At 40.7% G+C, this 16,347-nt stretch carries 12 protein-coding genes; 8 read left to right on the top strand and 4 right to left on the bottom strand.

Going from position 1 to position 16,347, the window contains the following annotated elements; translation table 11 throughout:
* Positions 1-24: 24 nt before the first annotated feature.
* Both pheS and kbl read right to left on the bottom strand, forming a co-directional pair.
* Positions 25-1,059: a phenylalanine--tRNA ligase subunit alpha gene (gene pheS / locus ABD930_RS04265; protein WP_425571102.1), complete on the bottom strand. Its 1,035-nt coding sequence runs from the start codon at positions 1,057-1,059 to the stop codon at positions 25-27.
* A 183-nt stretch (positions 1,060-1,242) separates the two neighbouring features.
* The gene (gene kbl / locus ABD930_RS04260) at positions 1,243-2,436 is read right to left on the bottom strand and encodes a glycine C-acetyltransferase (protein ID WP_345230459.1); all 1,194 of its coding nucleotides are present in this window, start codon (positions 2,434-2,436) and stop codon (positions 1,243-1,245) included.
* 258 nt (positions 2,437-2,694) lie between these two features.
* Here kbl and ABD930_RS04255 point away from each other — a divergent pair, with 258 nt between their 5' ends.
* Entirely contained in the window at positions 2,695-5,157 is a 2,463-nt protein-coding gene (locus tag ABD930_RS04255; protein ID WP_345230458.1) for a DUF5686 and carboxypeptidase regulatory-like domain-containing protein, read from the top strand.
* A 310-nt stretch (positions 5,158-5,467) separates the two neighbouring features.
* Positions 5,468-6,031, top strand: coding sequence for a ribosome recycling factor (gene frr / locus ABD930_RS04250; protein WP_345230457.1), 564 nt, complete (start codon positions 5,468-5,470; stop codon positions 6,029-6,031).
* 24 nt (positions 6,032-6,055) lie between these two features.
* Here the strand turns inward: frr and rsgA are convergent, their stop codons facing one another.
* Positions 6,056-6,973, bottom strand: a complete 918-nt coding sequence (rsgA, locus tag ABD930_RS04245; protein ID WP_345230456.1) for a ribosome small subunit-dependent GTPase A — start codon at positions 6,971-6,973, stop codon at positions 6,056-6,058.
* A 4-nt stretch (positions 6,974-6,977) separates the two neighbouring features.
* Positions 6,978-8,501: a glutamate--tRNA ligase gene (gene gltX / locus ABD930_RS04240; protein WP_345230455.1), complete on the bottom strand. Its 1,524-nt coding sequence runs from the start codon at positions 8,499-8,501 to the stop codon at positions 6,978-6,980.
* A 171-nt stretch (positions 8,502-8,672) separates the two neighbouring features.
* Here gltX and ABD930_RS04235 point away from each other — a divergent pair, with 171 nt between their 5' ends.
* The 6 genes from ABD930_RS04235 to ffh all read left to right on the top strand — a co-directional run bounded on the left by ABD930_RS04235 (position 8,673) and on the right by ffh (position 16,314).
* Positions 8,673-9,905 (top strand): sensor histidine kinase, encoded by a 1,233-nt coding sequence (locus ABD930_RS04235; RefSeq protein WP_345230454.1) that lies wholly within the window; start codon positions 8,673-8,675, stop codon positions 9,903-9,905.
* On the top strand, positions 9,886-10,404 hold the full coding sequence (locus ABD930_RS04230; protein WP_345230453.1) for a DinB family protein: 519 nt from the start codon (positions 9,886-9,888) through the stop codon (positions 10,402-10,404). The genes ABD930_RS04235 and ABD930_RS04230 overlap by 20 nt, the downstream gene beginning before the upstream one ends.
* 383 nt (positions 10,405-10,787) lie before the next feature.
* On the top strand, positions 10,788-12,062 hold the full coding sequence (locus tag ABD930_RS04225; RefSeq protein ID WP_345230452.1) for a sugar MFS transporter: 1,275 nt from the start codon (positions 10,788-10,790) through the stop codon (positions 12,060-12,062).
* Between the two features lie 82 nt (positions 12,063-12,144).
* Positions 12,145-13,890, top strand: coding sequence for a DUF4091 domain-containing protein (locus tag ABD930_RS04220; RefSeq protein ID WP_345230451.1), 1,746 nt, complete (start codon positions 12,145-12,147; stop codon positions 13,888-13,890).
* Positions 13,891-13,992: 102 nt separating this feature from the next.
* Positions 13,993-14,844, top strand: a complete 852-nt coding sequence (locus ABD930_RS04215) for a DUF2911 domain-containing protein (protein ID WP_345230450.1) — start codon at positions 13,993-13,995, stop codon at positions 14,842-14,844.
* 129 nt (positions 14,845-14,973) lie between these two features.
* Positions 14,974-16,314: a signal recognition particle protein gene (gene ffh, locus ABD930_RS04210; protein ID WP_345230449.1), complete on the top strand. Its 1,341-nt coding sequence runs from the start codon at positions 14,974-14,976 to the stop codon at positions 16,312-16,314.
* Positions 16,315-16,347: the final 33 nt, after the last annotated feature.

The following is a 16,347-nucleotide window of genomic DNA, read 5'->3' as shown; positions in this document are numbered from 1 at the left end:
GTCTTAAGATGTTGCCGGTATACCTTAGATAACTTCCGTTTCAAATTGTTGCAAAAACCGGATATCATTTTCGGAAAATAAACGCAAATCCTTAATTTCATATTTTAAATTAGTGATGCGTTCAATACCCATACCGAAAGCAAAACCAGTATATTTTTTCGCGTCTATTCCACTATTCTCTAAGACATTTGGATCCACCATTCCACAACCTAAAATCTCCACCCAACCGGTATATTTACACATGTTGCATCCAGCACCTTTACAAATCGTACAGGAAATATCCATTTCAGCGGATGGCTCTGTAAAAGGAAAATACGACGGACGGAAACGTACCTGCGTACCTGCTCCATAAAGCTCTTGCACGAAGTGATACAAGGTTTGCTTCAAATCGGCAAAAGACACGCCCTCATCAATATATAGTCCCTCAACCTGGTGAAAGAAACAATGGGCACGTGCAGATATGGCTTCATTCCGATATACCCGCCCCGGCATAATGGCCCGGAAAGGAGGTTTACCCTGCTCCATCATCCGAACCTGCACCGATGACGTATGCGTACGCAGGGCAATATCGTTTCCTGCTCCTTTTCGGATAAAGAACGTATCTTGCATATCTCTTGCTGGATGTTCTTCAGGGAAATTTAAAGCAGTAAAGTTATGCCAATCATCTTCTATCTCTGGTCCTTCTGCGACAATAAATCCTAATTTTTTAAAAATTTCTACAATTTCCTTACGAACGATCGATAGGGGATGATGTGCACCTGCATTAAATCCCGGGCCTGGCAAGGTCAAATCTTCTACTGCTCGTTTTACCGTTGGTTGCGCAGCACTAAACTTTTCCTTCATGGTGGCAAACCGAGACTCGGTAAATTGTTTAAATTCATTGAGTACTTTCCCGAGCATACGTTTCTCTTCAACAGAAACTGTTTTAAACTCTTCAAAGAGATTTTTTATAAGCCCTTTTGCAACTAAAAACCTTAACCGGAAAGCTTCAACTTCCTGCATGGATGTCGGTTTCCATTGCTCAACCTCTGTTCTATATTGATCTATTTTCTCTTGTATACGCATGGATTTTGTTCACACAAACTGTTGTCAATAATCTACTCTAAACGAGCATCTTGTTTATTTGGCAAACTTACTTAATTTGGACGGATATCCAATGGTTAACCCTATTTGCCTTTTTGCATTATGGATCCCTTTTTTATTTTAAAGGTATCAATGAGCCACCAGATAGCGGTGTTACTTTTAATTTTTAAGTACCCCTAATGCTTTACCTACCTTTACAAAAGCAGCTATCGCTTTATCTAAATGCTCTTGTTGATGCGCTGCAGATAATTGGACGCGTATTCTTGCCTTTTCCTTTGGAACGACAGGATAATAAAATCCAATCACGTAAATCCCTTCTGCTAACATTTTGGCCGCAAATGTTTGTGCCAGTTTAGCATCATAAAGCATAACCGGCACAATCGGATGAAAACCCGGTTTAATATCAAATCCTGCCTCGGTCATCTTATCCCTGAAATATTGGGTATTGTAAGCCAATTTATCCCGTAAGGCCGTCGTTTCACTCAGCATATTCAAGACCTTAATAGATGCACCAGTAATAGCAGGGGCCAAGGTATTGGAAAATAGATAGGGGCGGGAGCGTTGCCTCAGCATATCGATGATTTCCTTTCTTCCTGATGTAAACCCTCCAGAAGCACCTCCTAAAGCCTTTCCTAAGGTTCCAGTGATAATATCTACACGATCCATTACCTGAAAATGCTCATGTGTTCCTCTCCCTGTCTTGCCAATAAAACCAGTACAATGCGATTCATCAATCATAACCAAGGCCTCATACTTATCCGCCAAATCACAGATTTTATCGAGCGGGGCCACCACTCCATCCATAGAAAACGCACCATCAGTTACGATAATCCGATGCCTAGCACCTTTTGCAGCAATTAACTGCTGTTCTAAGTCCTCCATATCGGCATTTTTATACCGAAAACGCTGGGCTTTACAAAGCCGCACACCATCAATAATGGAAGCGTGGTTCAGCTCGTCGGATATAATCGCATCCGCTGCCGTAAATAAGGGTTCAAAAACACCACCATTCGCGTCAAATGCTGCTGCATATAAAATGGTATCCTCCGTTCCCAAAAATTTAGAAAGTTTTGCTTCTAACTCTTTATGGATATCCTGTGTACCGCAAATGAAGCGTACCGAAGACATGCCATAACCGTGCGTATCGATAGTTCCTTTTGCTGCCGCAATAACATCTGGATGGGCTGATAGGCCTAAATAATTATTCGCACAGAAATTGATAACCTCTTCGCCTGTACTTACTTTTATTTCTGCTCCCTGCGGAGTAATAATAATCCGCTCTTTCTTATATAAACCCGCTTGCTCTATCTCAGCTAGCTCTTGTTGTAATACCGGTTGAAGTGTTTTATACATATTTTCGACGTTTTGTGGTAAAAATACAGATTTCATGATAAAATAAGCGAAAAAGCAACGACAATCCACCGTTTATTCACTCATAAAAGATAGTATGGATGAAGATTTTTTTATTTCATCCCATATATACTGTGCTAAACATTAACATTCTTTAACACAAGATGGCTGTAACCTTTCTAGCTATTTATTCATCTTAGTTAAATACCAGCAAACGCTTGCCAGTCGAAATAAATAAAACATAGCTTAATTATCATGCTCATGAAGAAATGGTTTACGATTATTTTACTATTAGGAATTAACCAACTTTTATACGCACAAGCCTTATCTATTCAAGGTACCGTTACTAGCGAAGATGGCCAACCCATTCCCTTTGCCAGTATATTTAAGTCCAATTCAACCAAGGGTACATCGGCCAATAGCGAAGGATTCTTTAAGCTAATATTGCCACAGGGCAATCATCAACTAATGATTAGCGCCGTTGGTTATCAATCCAAAACGGTAAGCATCAATCTCCAACATAACGACAGTCTCCATGTACAACTTGCCCTCGCTGTATATACATTACCGGAAGTAGTTATCGGAAACCAAGAAGATCCAGCCTATGCAATTATACGCAAAGCCATAAAAAAACGATCCTATTATTTAGCCCAGTCTGGGCCGTATACTGCACATGTTTATATCAAGGGTTTGCAACGTTTAATGAAAGCTCCAAAAAAATTTCTTGGTCTTGACATCGAAGAGGCTAGTAAAGAAATGGGCTTAGACTCCAACCGTAGAGGCATTATCTATTTATCAGAATCAGAATCTAATATCACCGTAAATCCGCCGAAAGACTTCAGGGAAGAGATGATCAGTTCAAAAATTTCGGGAAACAATCAAGCGTTTAGCTTTAATCGGGCCTCCGAATTACAATTGAATTTTTATGAAAATCATCAAGATATTGTCGAAGGCCTAAGCAGTCGGCCGTTTCTTTCACCTATTGCAGCCAATGCCCTAGCTTATTACCGCTATCAATACGTAGGCTCTTCCCAACAACATGGTTTAACGATCGATAAAATTAAGGTTATCCCGAAAAGAAAAGGCGAGCCACTTTATAAAGGTGATATTTATATCGTAGCCAACGAATGGCGGATACACAGTGTTAATTTGTTGTTAGACAAGACATCGAGTATCAACTTTGTTGATTCCTTGAATATCAAGCAACTTTTTACACCGATTAATCAGGAAATCTGGATGCCATCCAATGTACAATTGGATTTTATAGGCGGCTTACTGGGCTTTCAAGTCGGCGGTTACTTTACAGCGATTTACCAAGATTACCAATTAACAAGGTTACCCAAACGAAAACGGTTTAAAGAAGTATTGGCCATAGATGAGGGTGTCAATAAAAAAGACAGTGCTTATTGGGCAAATCACAGGCCTATTCCGTTAACTATGGAAGAACAGCAAGATTATATAGACAAAGATAGCTTGCGCAAACGCCGCGAATCCAAGTCCTATCTCGACTCCATCGACAAAAAAAACAATCGCTTTAAGCCCTTAGGTTTTATCTTAGCCGGATACGACTATCGCGATCGGTACAAAAAGGAATATGTGAGTCTAGGCAGCCCCTTACGGTCGCTCCTTTTCAACAGCGTCGAAGGGTTGGCCATTAATTACAGTTTAAGCTATTCAAGACAAATCGATAGTACCTCTAATCGTTATTTCCGCATAAATGGCCGCTTGCGGTATGGCTTTGCCAATAAACATGTAAACGGAGTCTTAAGTACAAGTGTACCGCTCAAGAAACAAAGCCTTATCTTATCAGGAGGAAGAGACGTATTGGATCTCAACAATAGGGGTTCCCTTCCGGTTCTAGTGAATAGTTTGTATACCCTGCTCGCGGGCGAAAATTATCAAAAGCTATATGAAAAAACCTTCGCTTCTGCATGGTGGAATTATACCATACCCGGCAACATCAAAGTAGGTGTCCAAGCAGAATGGGCACATCGGCATTGGTTGCCTAATGCTACAGATTTTACCTTTTGGGATCGCAATCAACATAAACTAACGTCTAATAATCCCCTACATCCGGAAGCTGATATTCCACTTTTTGAGGATAATAATGCCACCAAGATAAGTTTCGGGCTAAGCTACGATTTCTCTAGTCGGTATGAAAGTTATCCCTCGGGTAAGCGCTATTTACCATCAAAATATCCAACCCTTGGCATACAATATACGAAGGGTTTAAAAAATATGCTAGGATCCGATGTAGACTACGATCTTTTAAGTGCAAGTATCTATAAAAGTGCTATCGGGCTCGGTTTATACGGAAAGCTTTCCTTTTCTGCCGCTGCCGGCAAGTTTTTACGAAATAACCGTTTGTTTTACCCCGATTTCAGGCATTTTAAGGGAAACCAAATTTTATTCACAGATCAACAGTTAAGCTCCTTTCTGGCATTAGACTATTATCGGTACAGTACATCTACCAGCTTTGCTGAAGCGCATACCGAATATAATTTAGGTGGCCTACTTACAAGCAAAATACCCTTGTTACGCCAATTAAAATTAGAAGAAATTGTCGGATTGCATGTACTACACACTCCAGAATTAAGCCGTTATGGCGAACTGCACTTAGGCCTGCAATGGAAAATGTTACGTGTAGTATATGCCTACTCAAAAAGCAGCAACACACTATTGGATGGCTGCAATACACTCAGAATCGGATTAAGCTTATTCTAAGTTATCCTTGAAATATGCTAAATGCAACATTAGGCAATAAGCCGTACACATTAAGCTATTTGCATCGTCTGCAAGGTTATAAAGTCGGCAAAAGCTGATTGCTTAAAGCCCAAAGCGTATGTCGGATAAACAGCCATACGGGACGGTATAATCATGATATGTTTTATTTCAGCATTCAATAAAAAGTCTTATTTTTGGGCGAATCTTTGCTTGATAGCCGTTAAAACAAAATACATCTATACCATTTTACACCATAAGCTGTACAAGAATGGTTAGTGTAGGATTCTTTTGAACGACAAATATTAAACATATGAATGACCTAATAAAGTTACAATTAGAAGACGCTAGTGATTCGATGCAGAAAGCGATTGCGCATACCGAGTCCGAATTAACCAAAATCCGTGCAGGTAAAGCGATGCCTTCCATGTTAGATGGTATTAATGTGGATTACTATGGAACACCAACTCCACTTTCACAAGTGGGCAACATTAATACGCCTGACCCTCGTAGCTTGGTTATTCAACCTTGGGAGAAAAACTTGTTAGGAGCAATTGAAAAGGCAATTATAGATTCGAATATTGGTCTGAACCCTCAGAATGACGGAAACATCATTCGCTTGGCAGTCCCTCCATTGACCGAAGAACGAAGAAGAGAACTGGTTAGAAGAGTAAAAGATGAAGCCGAAAAAGGAAAGGTTGCCATCCGCAATATTCGCAAAGACGCCAATGACGGGATCAAAAAATTGAAAAACGATGGCGTATCGGAAGACGAAATAAAAGTTGGCGAAGCCGAAGTGCAAAAGCTAACCGATAGTTTTATTGTGAAGGTCGATAAATTAGCAGAAGCAAAAGAAAAAGATATTATGACCGTATAAACAACTCTTTTTGTTCAACCCAGATTAGGCCCTACTATCATTTCCATGATAAATACTAAGATAGCTATCGTATCGGCTAGGTTCAATTCCCCCCTCGGCTAATGCTGCAAGAACAGCGCATCCAGGCTCATTGATATGCCTGCAATTGTTAAATCGGCATTGATGCATTAAGGCCCGCATTTCTGGAAAAAAATGACCCAGTTCTTGCTGCTCAATGTCGATAACACCAAACTCTTGAATACCGGGAGTATCAATGATATAACCGCCTTGGGATAGCGGTAACATCTCCGCAAAAGTAGTCGTGTGTTTGCCTCGATCAGACCAATCCGATATCTTTCCAGTACGTAGGGAAGCCTCTGGGATAATTCGATTAATGAGTGTTGATTTCCCCACTCCGCTGTGGCCTGAAATCAACGTTATTTTCTGCATTAAAGAGGCTTCTATGTCTCCTATATTGATACCCTTTAAGGCCGATATCTCAAAGCATGGATAGCCAAGGTCTTCATAGATAGACCGATAATCAGCCAATATTTCCAATCCTTCTTGACTAAATAGGTCCAGTTTATTGAATAAGATACTCGCCGGAATACCATATGCCTCTGCGGTAACTAAAAAACGGTCAATGAATCCTAAAGAAGTGGGAGGAGAAGCTAACGTTACCACCAAATAGGCCTGATCGATATTGGCAGCAATAATTTGTGCTTGTTTAGACAGGTTAACAGACTTCCGGATCATATAATTTTTCCGGTCATACAGTGTTACGATGACGGCGGTTTGCTGTTCGGGTTCAAGTTCAATATCCACCCAATCGCCTACCGCAATTGGGTTAGTGGTTTTAATGTCCTTGGTCCGAAATTTCCCTTTAATACGGCATTCATAAGATTTGTCGTCAACGGTGACCGCATACCAGCTTCCAGTAGATTTAGTTACGAGGCCTTTCATCTATTTATGCTACTATGGCCGCCAAGCCCTTTTTCATACGGGTAATTGTCTCTGCTTTACCTAATAATTTAGCGATATCAAAAACATGAGGCCCAAATTTGCCACCAACAAGCATAATACGAAAGGGAAGCATGAGTTCTCCTACTTTTAATCCACTCGCCTGGATAGCCAATTTATAAAAATGTTCCAGCTCTTCGGTATGCCAAGGCTCAAATACTTCTAACTGAGGAATAATCTGATGGAAAAAAGCGGTCTTCCCATCATCCCATTTCTTTTTAATAGCCTCCAAATCGTAGGTAGTTGGTGGAGTAAAGAAATAGGAAGCCTGTTCCCAAAAATCAGGGATAAATACCAAACGATCTTTAACTAAATCCAACACTTGTTCGACATACAGGTCGTTATCGGAAACCATTCCATGGCTTGCAAGTACCTCTTTGATAGCAGGCAGTAATTCCTGATTGGTTAATTTTTTAATCCATTCATGATTAAACCACTTTGCCTTTTCAAAATCAAATCTGGCACCGGCTTTACTGATTCGTTCTATAGAGAATTGCTTCACTAATTCTTCCAAGGAAAATATTTCCTGATCTGTACCATCATTCCAACCTAATAACGCGAGCATATTAACAAAAGCTTGTGGTAAAAAGCCCATTTCTTTGAAGCCTTTAGTTAGCACACTCGTTTTCGGGTCTGTCCAATTCATGGCATAAACCGGAAATCCCAACCGATCGCCATCCCTTTTGCTCAATTTACCATGACCATCCGGTTTTAAAATCAAAGGAAAATGAGCCCATTGGGGCATATGGTCTTTCCACCCCAAATATTCCCATAGCAAGAGGTGAACAGGAGCTGAAGGCAACCATTCTTCGCCTCTAAAAGCATGCGTTACTTGCATCAAGTAGTCGTCTACTACAACCGCTAAATGATACGTTGGCATACCATCCGCTTTTAAGAGTACTTTATCGTCTACTAAGGCCGTGTCAAAACTGACTACACCCCGAATCATGTCATCAAAGCTTATCGTTTCGTCAATAGGCATCTTGATACGGATAACGTAAGGGGTACCCGCCGCCAATAGTTCATCGACTTCCTGAGGTGTTAACGTGAGCGAATTTTTTAATTGATTCCTATTTTCATGACCATATTTGAAGTTAGGACTCAACTGACGTTGGATTTCCAGCTCTTCAGGAGTATCAAAAGCGTAATAGGCATGGCCACTAGCTATCAATTGCTCTGCAAAAGCTTTATAACTGGCCTTACGTTCACTTTGACGATAGGGCCCATAGGCACCCCCATGAAAAGGACTTTCATCAGGTGCTAGTCCACACCAGGCTAAGCAAGATAAAATATATTCTTCCGCCCCAGGTACATAACGTGTTTGGTCGGTATCCTCAATACGCAGGATAAAATCGCCACCTTGACTTTTAGCAAAAAGATAATTAAATAAGGCGGTACGGACACCACCCAAATGCAAACCACCCGTAGGACTTGGGGCAAAACGAACTCTTACTTTTTTCTCTACTGACATCCTGCAAAGATAACTATTTGTACGTTGGCCTAAAGTCAAACCTTGTAGTTAATTGTATAAAGTTGTACTTTGGCCCTCTGTTTCGTTGTTCGTTGTTCGTTATTCGCTTTTCGTTGTTTGGAGATTACCGATAGCTAATAACTAATAACTAAAAACCAACAACTAAAAAGAATGAATCCCTATCAGTATAGCCAACGGTGGAAATTTTTATTACTTATTTTTGCGGCTATTATCGCTACAGCATCTTTATGGTATACCAATTATCTGGTACAGAACCTTTCAGATGCTGAGCGTACAAAGGCTTCGGTTTGGGCAATAAGCACCAAAAATATGTATGCCATGCCCGATGTGAATGATGAATACATTACCTATATCTACGGTGTGCGCGATAGTTTGAAAGTTCCTGCTATTATTACGGACTCAAAAGACAGCATCATTTATTGGCGTGGACTGGATTCGACCAAAACGTTGTACGACGTTGGAGGAGAATCAAAAGAAAGCCTTAATCTACCTAAATATGATCCGGGATATTTTCAGCATGAATTATCCGTCATGAAAGAGCGGCATTTGCCCATTGTGATTGACTTATCTGGTGGAGAAAAATGGTATGTGTATTATAAAGACTCTTTATTACTGACACAACTGCGGGTTTTTCCTTATGTCCAACTAACCTTGATTGCTATCTTCTTAGGTATTGCGTATACGGTATTTAACAGCATGCGTAAATCAGAACAGAATCAGGTATGGGTAGGACTTGCCAAAGAGACGGCGCACCAACTGGGTACCCCCATTTCTTCATTAATGGCCTGGTTAGAATTGATGAAAGCAAAATTCGATGCAGAAGATGACCCTCTTTTGGGCGAGATGGAAAATGATGTCAAGCGTTTGGAAATTGTGGCCGACCGGTTTTCAAAAATAGGATCCAAACCCGTATTGGAGAATCACGCTGTGTATCCCGTGGTAAACAACTTTGTACGCTACTTTAAAGTACGCACCAGTGATCGTATTAAGTTTTCGGTTACTGGCGATAAGACGGTTGAAGCCCAGTTAAGCATCCCTTTATTTGATTGGGTGATCGAAAACATCTTAAAGAATGCCGCTAATGCTATAGAATCTACTGGTGAAATAAACATAATAATTAGTGAAAATATTGCTAAAGAGCAGATATTTATTGATATTAGCGACACCGGAAAAGGAATTCCACGGAATAAATTTGAGGCTGTATTCCAACCTGGTTATACTACGCGTAAGCGTGGTTGGGGTTTGGGCCTTTCACTTACAAAACGGATAATCGAAAATTATCATAAAGGACAAATTTTTGTAAAAGACTCTGAAGTGGGAAAAGGAACCACCTTCAGAATCATATTAAAGAGTAGTTTAACCTATGAGCCAGCTAAAATCTGATGAATTTCCGGCTTTTTATGCCACTTACATTGATACCGTTTTTGGAGACGTCATGCAGGTGCTTAAGGAGCAGACAACCAGTTTTCCCGCTTTTTTAGACGCTATACCCGCTGGAAGATCGGAATATGCTTATGCTGAAGGAAAATGGACCATTAAGGAAGTTGTAGGACATGTATTGGATACAGAAAGAATTATGGCCTATAGAGCCCTACGTTTCGCACGGAATGACACCAAAGCACTTCCAGGATTTGAACAGGAAGACTTTGTGGCTAATGCCCGATTTAATGAACGGAGCCTAACTTCCCTTGCGGAGGAATTTGTGCTCTTGCGGAAGTCAAATATCGCCCTCTTTAATACATTTAACGAAACAGAGCTAAACCGCAGAGGATTGGCTTCAGATCGCTTAATTAGTGTTCGGGCATTTTTATACATTATTGCCGGACACCTGAACCATCATCGAAATATTATTAAAGAACGATATTTAGATACCATGGTATAAATTTTAAAACCATTTAACACTTGAAGTGTTTTAGTAATATCAGTAAGGCCAGGTAATGGTTTTGTGATAAGGTTTAGGTTTTTGGAAACGCCTCGATGAGAAATTGAGGCGTTTCTTTTTGTGCTAGCTGTGGCAAGTTCTATTGTCGTTACGATGTGTGAGGCTGTACTCAGCAATAGGCAATAAGCCATATGCGTTAAGCTATTTGCCTATTGCTCAAAGCGTAAAGCCTAAAGCATCATGCGAGCGTAAGTTAAGCAACCGTTTGCATGATGATTTTGTATAAAAATGTGGAATTATTTTAGTAGCCTTGCGTATATATTTTAAAAAAATTTATTAATTTCAACGGTATCTAAATAAGATACTTAAACTAACTTACTCGCATGAACCAACTCCAGGCTACCGGCAATACCGGTAAGAGCGCCATTAACCCCATCGTGATTATCGGTGCCTTGTTCTTCATCTTCGGATTTGTCACTTGGCTTAATTCCGTTCTTATTCCCTATTTAAAGATTGCTTGTGAGCTTAATCATTTTCAAGCCTATTTAGTGGCCTTTGCGTTCTATATTGCTTATTTCGTCATGGCCCCCATATCCACTAAGGTATTGAAGATCTTTGGTTTTAAAAATGGGATGTCGATAGGTTTATTAGTAATGGCTGTTGGCGCTTTGCTATTCATTCCGGCTGCACTTTCCCGTACCTATGCCCTGTTTCTATTAGGACTTTTTATTCAAGGAACCGGTTTAGCTATCTTACAAACCGCGTCAAACCCCTATATAACGATACTCGGACCAGCGGAAAGTGCAGCGAAACGCATTAGTATCATGGGGATCTGCAATAAGTTAGCGGGTGGCTTAGCACCAATTATCTTAGGTGCTGTGGTACTGAGTAACGCCGATGCCCTTACCGCTCGTATAGCCTCTTTGCCAGATGCTGATCGGGTGTTGGAATTGAACGAGCTTGCGGCAAGGGTTATTTTTCCCTATTGCTGTATCATAGCGGTATTAACAATCTTGGCTTTTATCATCTATCGCTCGCATCTTCCTGAAATTGATACCGATAAAGAAGACGAGGTAATTGGTTCGGCAAATAAAGACAAAACGAGCTTATTTCAGTTCCCCCATTTGATATTAGGCTTTATTACCATGTTTCTATATGTTGGTGTAGAGGTAATTGCAGGCGATACCATCATTAGCTATGGTGCTTCACAAGGTATTAATCTAGTAACGGCAAAGTACTTTACCATGGGAACCATGACCTGCATGATTATCGGCTATACCCTAGGTATTGTGCTAATTCCAAAGTACATTAAGCAGGAAAATGCCATGAAAATATGCGCCTTGTTAGGACTTGTTTTTAGTTTGGGTGCTATTTTTACCCAAAGTTACTTATCTGTAGCATTCATTGCCTTATTGGGACTAGCAAACTCCTTGGTTTATCCGGCGATATGGCCACTAGCTATTGTAGGATTGGGTAGGTTTACCAAAGCGGCTTCTTCTTTGCTTGTTATGGGCTTGGCTGGAGGAGCAGTTATTCCGGTAATCTATGGTGCATTGGCCGATAAATGGAATCCACAACAAGCCTATTGGGTCATGATCCCTTGTTACTTCATGATTTGGTACTATGCTGTTGCTGGACACAAATTAGGAAAAAAATAATCAAGAGATCATTATAAGAGGGTATCTGATAAATCTTTGCAAAAAAACGCGTCATTTTTCTTTTGTACAACAGCAATTAGTTATGAAAAAATTACTATTAGCGGTGCTTGTCTGCAGTACATTGTATGGAAAAGCACAGTTGCCGGCCTATACGCTAGTGAACGAGTTAAACGATCCTCATCCAGTGGATCAAGGTGTATGGAAGGAGGTGACCGGAACATGGCATGCCCGTTTTATATCCGTGGATGAAGCCTTTAAACGATCAGCTCCCCCAGAAAGAAACAAGCTGGTTGATCGTTGGAGGGCCAAAGCTTGGCGAGGGGAGAAAGTGCATACACAGGCGCTGATATGGACCAAGAAAGCACTACAGGGTGTTTCCCTGCAAACATCTACCTTACAGGATGACAAGGGAAATACAATCACTAACGGCCACGTCAAGGCAAATTTTGTGCGTTATGTCTTAACCGACCACTTAGGCGACTTGAAATCAGGCTGTGGTATACCTAAAGGACTTGACACATCTTTGGTTGCCGACTTAATTGATCATGTTCCTAACTTAGCAATCGATGAAAAAACGAGCCGACCAATATGGTTAAGCATCCAAGTCCCTGCTGATGCCGCTCCCGGCGTTTATGCTGGTACATTAACCATACAAGCACGTAACGAAAAACCACAGCGTTTGCCTTTTGAAATAGAGGTATTGCCTCATACCTTACCTCAACCACAGGATTGGACTTATCATCTAGATCTTTGGCAAAACCCTTATTCAGTAGCGAGGGTGTATGGCGTAGAGCCATGGTCAAAAGAACACTTTGAAGCGATGGCTCCCTATATGCAACTATTGGCTAATGCCGGTCAGAAAGTTATTACCACAAGCATCATTTATGACCCCTGGAACGGGCAAACCTACGATGTCTATGACAGCATGATCAAATGGACGAAGAAAAAAGATGGTTCCTGGTCATACGATTACCGCATTTTTGATCAATGGGTCGAATTTATGATGGGTTTCGGCATCCATAAATTTATAGAATGCTACAGCATGATCCCTTGGAACTTAAAATTCTACTATTATGATGAGGCCAGCGGAAAACAAGTATTTTTAAAAGCGAAGCCGGAAGAAAATGCCTATAAAGAGCATTGGAAACCCGTGTTGGTCGATTTTGCCAAACATCTTAAGGAAAAAGGCTGGTTTGATCGTACCACCATTGCTATGGACGAGCGCGAAATGAAGGATATGAAAAAAGCAATCGCTATTATTAAAGAGGCTGACCCGGCGTTTAAAATCTCGTTGGCCGGAGGTGACCATCCGGAATTATACGCTGATTTGGCTGATTATTGTGTAGCGCTACGCTATAAATTGGATAAAGATTTGATACAGGAACGACGGAATAAAGGCTTTACAACAACATTCTATACCTGTTGCACAGAACCTTCTCCCAATACCTTTACCTCGTCAACATCTGCAGAGGCTACCTGGCTCGCCTGGTATGCCTTGAATAGGGATTTTGATGGTTATCTGCGATGGGCTTATAATTGTTGGGGGCCTAAACCTCTTCAAGATACCCGTTATGGTACATGGTCTGCCGGTGATGCGTGGTTTGTTTATCCAGGAGCCCGCAGTTCGATCCGTTTTGAACGTTTAATTGAAGGAATACAGGATTTTGAAAAAGCTAAAATAATCAAAGCATCGCTGCAAGCACAAGGTGATGATGCCGGTTTGAAGAAATTAGATCGTGTAATTGGCGCTTTTGAAGAAGAGGGGTTAAAACAAGAATCGGCTGCAAGCATGGTAAATAAAGCAAAAGAAGTGCTTAATAGTTTTTAAGCTTGAGAAGCAATTGGTAAACTTCATTAGAATACCTTATCTTCGACAAGAATTTTCTACCATTAAGATGTAGAAACAAAAAAACCATTAAATAGTATCCTAATGAAGAGAATGTTTTTGGGCCTAGCTATTGCTACGCTTATGATCACTGTGTTAACCACGCAAGCGGTGTTTGCTCAAAATTTAAAATTACCTGCGGCGAGCAGCACACAAGTACTCACCCAAGATTTAGGGATTAGTAAGATAACATTAACCTACTCTAGGCCGAATGTAAAGGGACGTACCATTTTTGGGGGACTGGAACCCTATGGTCAAGTATGGCGTACCGGTGCAAATAGTGCTACAACCTTAACGTTTACGGGCGATGTTTCCATCGATGGCAAAGCCATACCAGCGGGTACATATGCTTTGTTTACCATTCCCAATAAAAATGAATGGACAATTATTCTAAACAAGGGTGCCAAGCAATGGGGAGCCTATGAATATAACCAGAATGACGATGTCTTACGTTTTACCGTTAAGCCTCAGCAAACAAAAAATAAGGTGGAAACGTTTACGATCAGTTTCCCAGAGGTTTCTGCCACAGAGGCTAAGCTGAATATTGCCTGGGAGAATACATCGGTTACTTTCCCGATACAGGTAAACCAAGATGCGGAGATTATGGCATCGATAGACCAAGCTATGCAGGGCGAGAAAAAACCATATTTAGCAGCAGCACAATACTATTTTAACAATAACAAAGATCTCGATCAAGCCTTGGCATGGGCAGATGAAGCGGTGAAAGCAAATCCTGAATTACCTTATTCCTATTACTGGAAAGCACAAATTCAATTGAAAAAAGGAGACAAAGAAGGTGCTAAAGCGACGGCCACCTTAGGAAAACAGGCTGCTGAAAAAGCAAAAAGCGAAGAGTATATTCGCCTGAATAATCAAGTTATCGAGAAGGCAAAATAATTCTTTATCTTTGTTGCCTATTACTAGTAAGTGGTAAGCACTTAACAATCGTTTTTCCACCTCATTAAAGGTGACATCCTGCGTAAGGCAGGATTTTTAGATTTTTACGTTTGAATTTTTACTTAATCTATGTTTGATAATTTACAGGATAAGTTAGATAGGGCATTTAAAGTCCTAAAAGGACAAGGGAATATTACGGAAATTAACGTAGCAGAAACGGTAAAGGAAATCCGTAAGGCTTTACTGGACGCTGATGTTAACTATAAAACAGCAAAGGCATTTACTGATGAAGTGAAGCAGAAAGCGCTTGGTGAAAATGTATTGAACAGCATTTCACCAGGGCAATTGCTTACTAAAATTATGAATGATGAGCTGACTAAGCTCATGGGAGGTACAACCTCCGACATTGAATTGGGTAAAAACCCTACGGTAATTTTAATTGCTGGATTGAATGGTGCTGGGAAAACAACTTTCACTGGAAAATTAGCCAAATACTTAAAAGAGAAAAGAGGGAAAAACCCGTTATTGGTTGCTGGCGACGTTTATCGACCTGCAGCAATCGATCAATTAGAGGTTTTAGCACAACAAGTTGATGTTCCCGTATACACCAATAGGGCTTCTAGTGATCCGATTGCTATTGCGGAAGAAGGCGTTGCAGAGGCAAAGAAAAATGGCCAGAACGTGGTGATTGTTGATACAGCTGGACGCTTGGCAATCGATGAGGGCTTGATGCAGGAAATCGCTGCGGTAAAGGAAGCCACACAGCCCCATGAAATTTTGTTTGTGGTTGATTCCATGACTGGTCAGGATGCTGTAAATACGGCTAAAGCATTTAACGATCGCTTGGATTTCACCGGTGTCGTGTTAACTAAGTTAGATGGTGATACCCGTGGTGGAGCGGCGCTTTCGATTAAATCGGTTGTTAATAAACCCATCAAATTCATTGGAACAGGTGAAAAGATGGACGCCCTGGATGTATTCCATCCAGATCGTATGGCCTCGCGTATCCTAGGTATGGGCGATGTGGTTTCTCTAGTAGAGCGTGCACAACAACAATTTGACGAGAAGGAAGCGGCAGAATTACAAAAGAAAATTCGTAAAAATAAGTTCGATTTCAACGACTTTATCAGCCAAATCCAACAGATCAAGAAAATGGGTAATATGAAAGACTTGATGGGCATGATTCCTGGTGTAGGAAAGGCAATTAAGGACATTGATATTGACGATAATGCCTTTAAACCCATTGAAGCTATTATTGGATCTATGACACCTTATGAACGTGAAAATCCAGATGCGATCGATCAAAAAAGACGCGCGCGAATAGCTAAAGGCTCTGGAACCGACATTAATGAGGTAAATAAATTGATGAAGCAATTTAACGATATGCGTAAGATGATGAAACAGTTTTCTAATCCCTCCTTAGCGGCAAAAATGATGCGCGGCATGCCTAAGACCCCCTTTGGGAAATAGTCGAATGATTTTTAAACAAACAGGGCGGTGACT

This window comes from Olivibacter ginsenosidimutans (genome assembly GCF_039542865.1).
GTDB lineage: Bacteria > Bacteroidota > Bacteroidia > Sphingobacteriales > Sphingobacteriaceae > Olivibacter > Olivibacter ginsenosidimutans.
The sequence above is the reverse complement of the archived record's forward strand: the minus strand, read 5'-3'. Positions and strand labels throughout refer to the sequence as shown.

Coding starts and splice junctions, on each gene's coding strand:
- ABD930_RS04220 (WP_345230451.1), top strand. CDS start 12,145: ATGAAAAAATTACTATTAGCGGTGCTTGTCTGCAGTACATTGTATGGA.
- frr (WP_345230457.1), top strand. CDS start 5,468: ATGAATGACCTAATAAAGTTACAATTAGAAGACGCTAGTGATTCGATG.
- gltX (WP_345230455.1), bottom strand. CDS start 8,501: ATGTCAGTAGAGAAAAAAGTAAGAGTTCGTTTTGCCCCAAGTCCTACG.
- ABD930_RS04235 (WP_345230454.1), top strand. CDS start 8,673: ATGAATCCCTATCAGTATAGCCAACGGTGGAAATTTTTATTACTTATT.
- rsgA (WP_345230456.1), bottom strand. CDS start 6,973: ATGAAAGGCCTCGTAACTAAATCTACTGGAAGCTGGTATGCGGTCACC.
- kbl (WP_345230459.1), bottom strand. CDS start 2,436: ATGTATAAAACACTTCAACCGGTATTACAACAAGAGCTAGCTGAGATA.
- ffh (WP_345230449.1), top strand. CDS start 14,974: ATGTTTGATAATTTACAGGATAAGTTAGATAGGGCATTTAAAGTCCTA.
- ABD930_RS04255 (WP_345230458.1), top strand. CDS start 2,695: ATGAAGAAATGGTTTACGATTATTTTACTATTAGGAATTAACCAACTT.
- ABD930_RS04225 (WP_345230452.1), top strand. CDS start 10,788: ATGAACCAACTCCAGGCTACCGGCAATACCGGTAAGAGCGCCATTAAC.
- ABD930_RS04230 (WP_345230453.1), top strand. CDS start 9,886: ATGAGCCAGCTAAAATCTGATGAATTTCCGGCTTTTTATGCCACTTAC.
- ABD930_RS04215 (WP_345230450.1), top strand. CDS start 13,993: ATGAAGAGAATGTTTTTGGGCCTAGCTATTGCTACGCTTATGATCACT.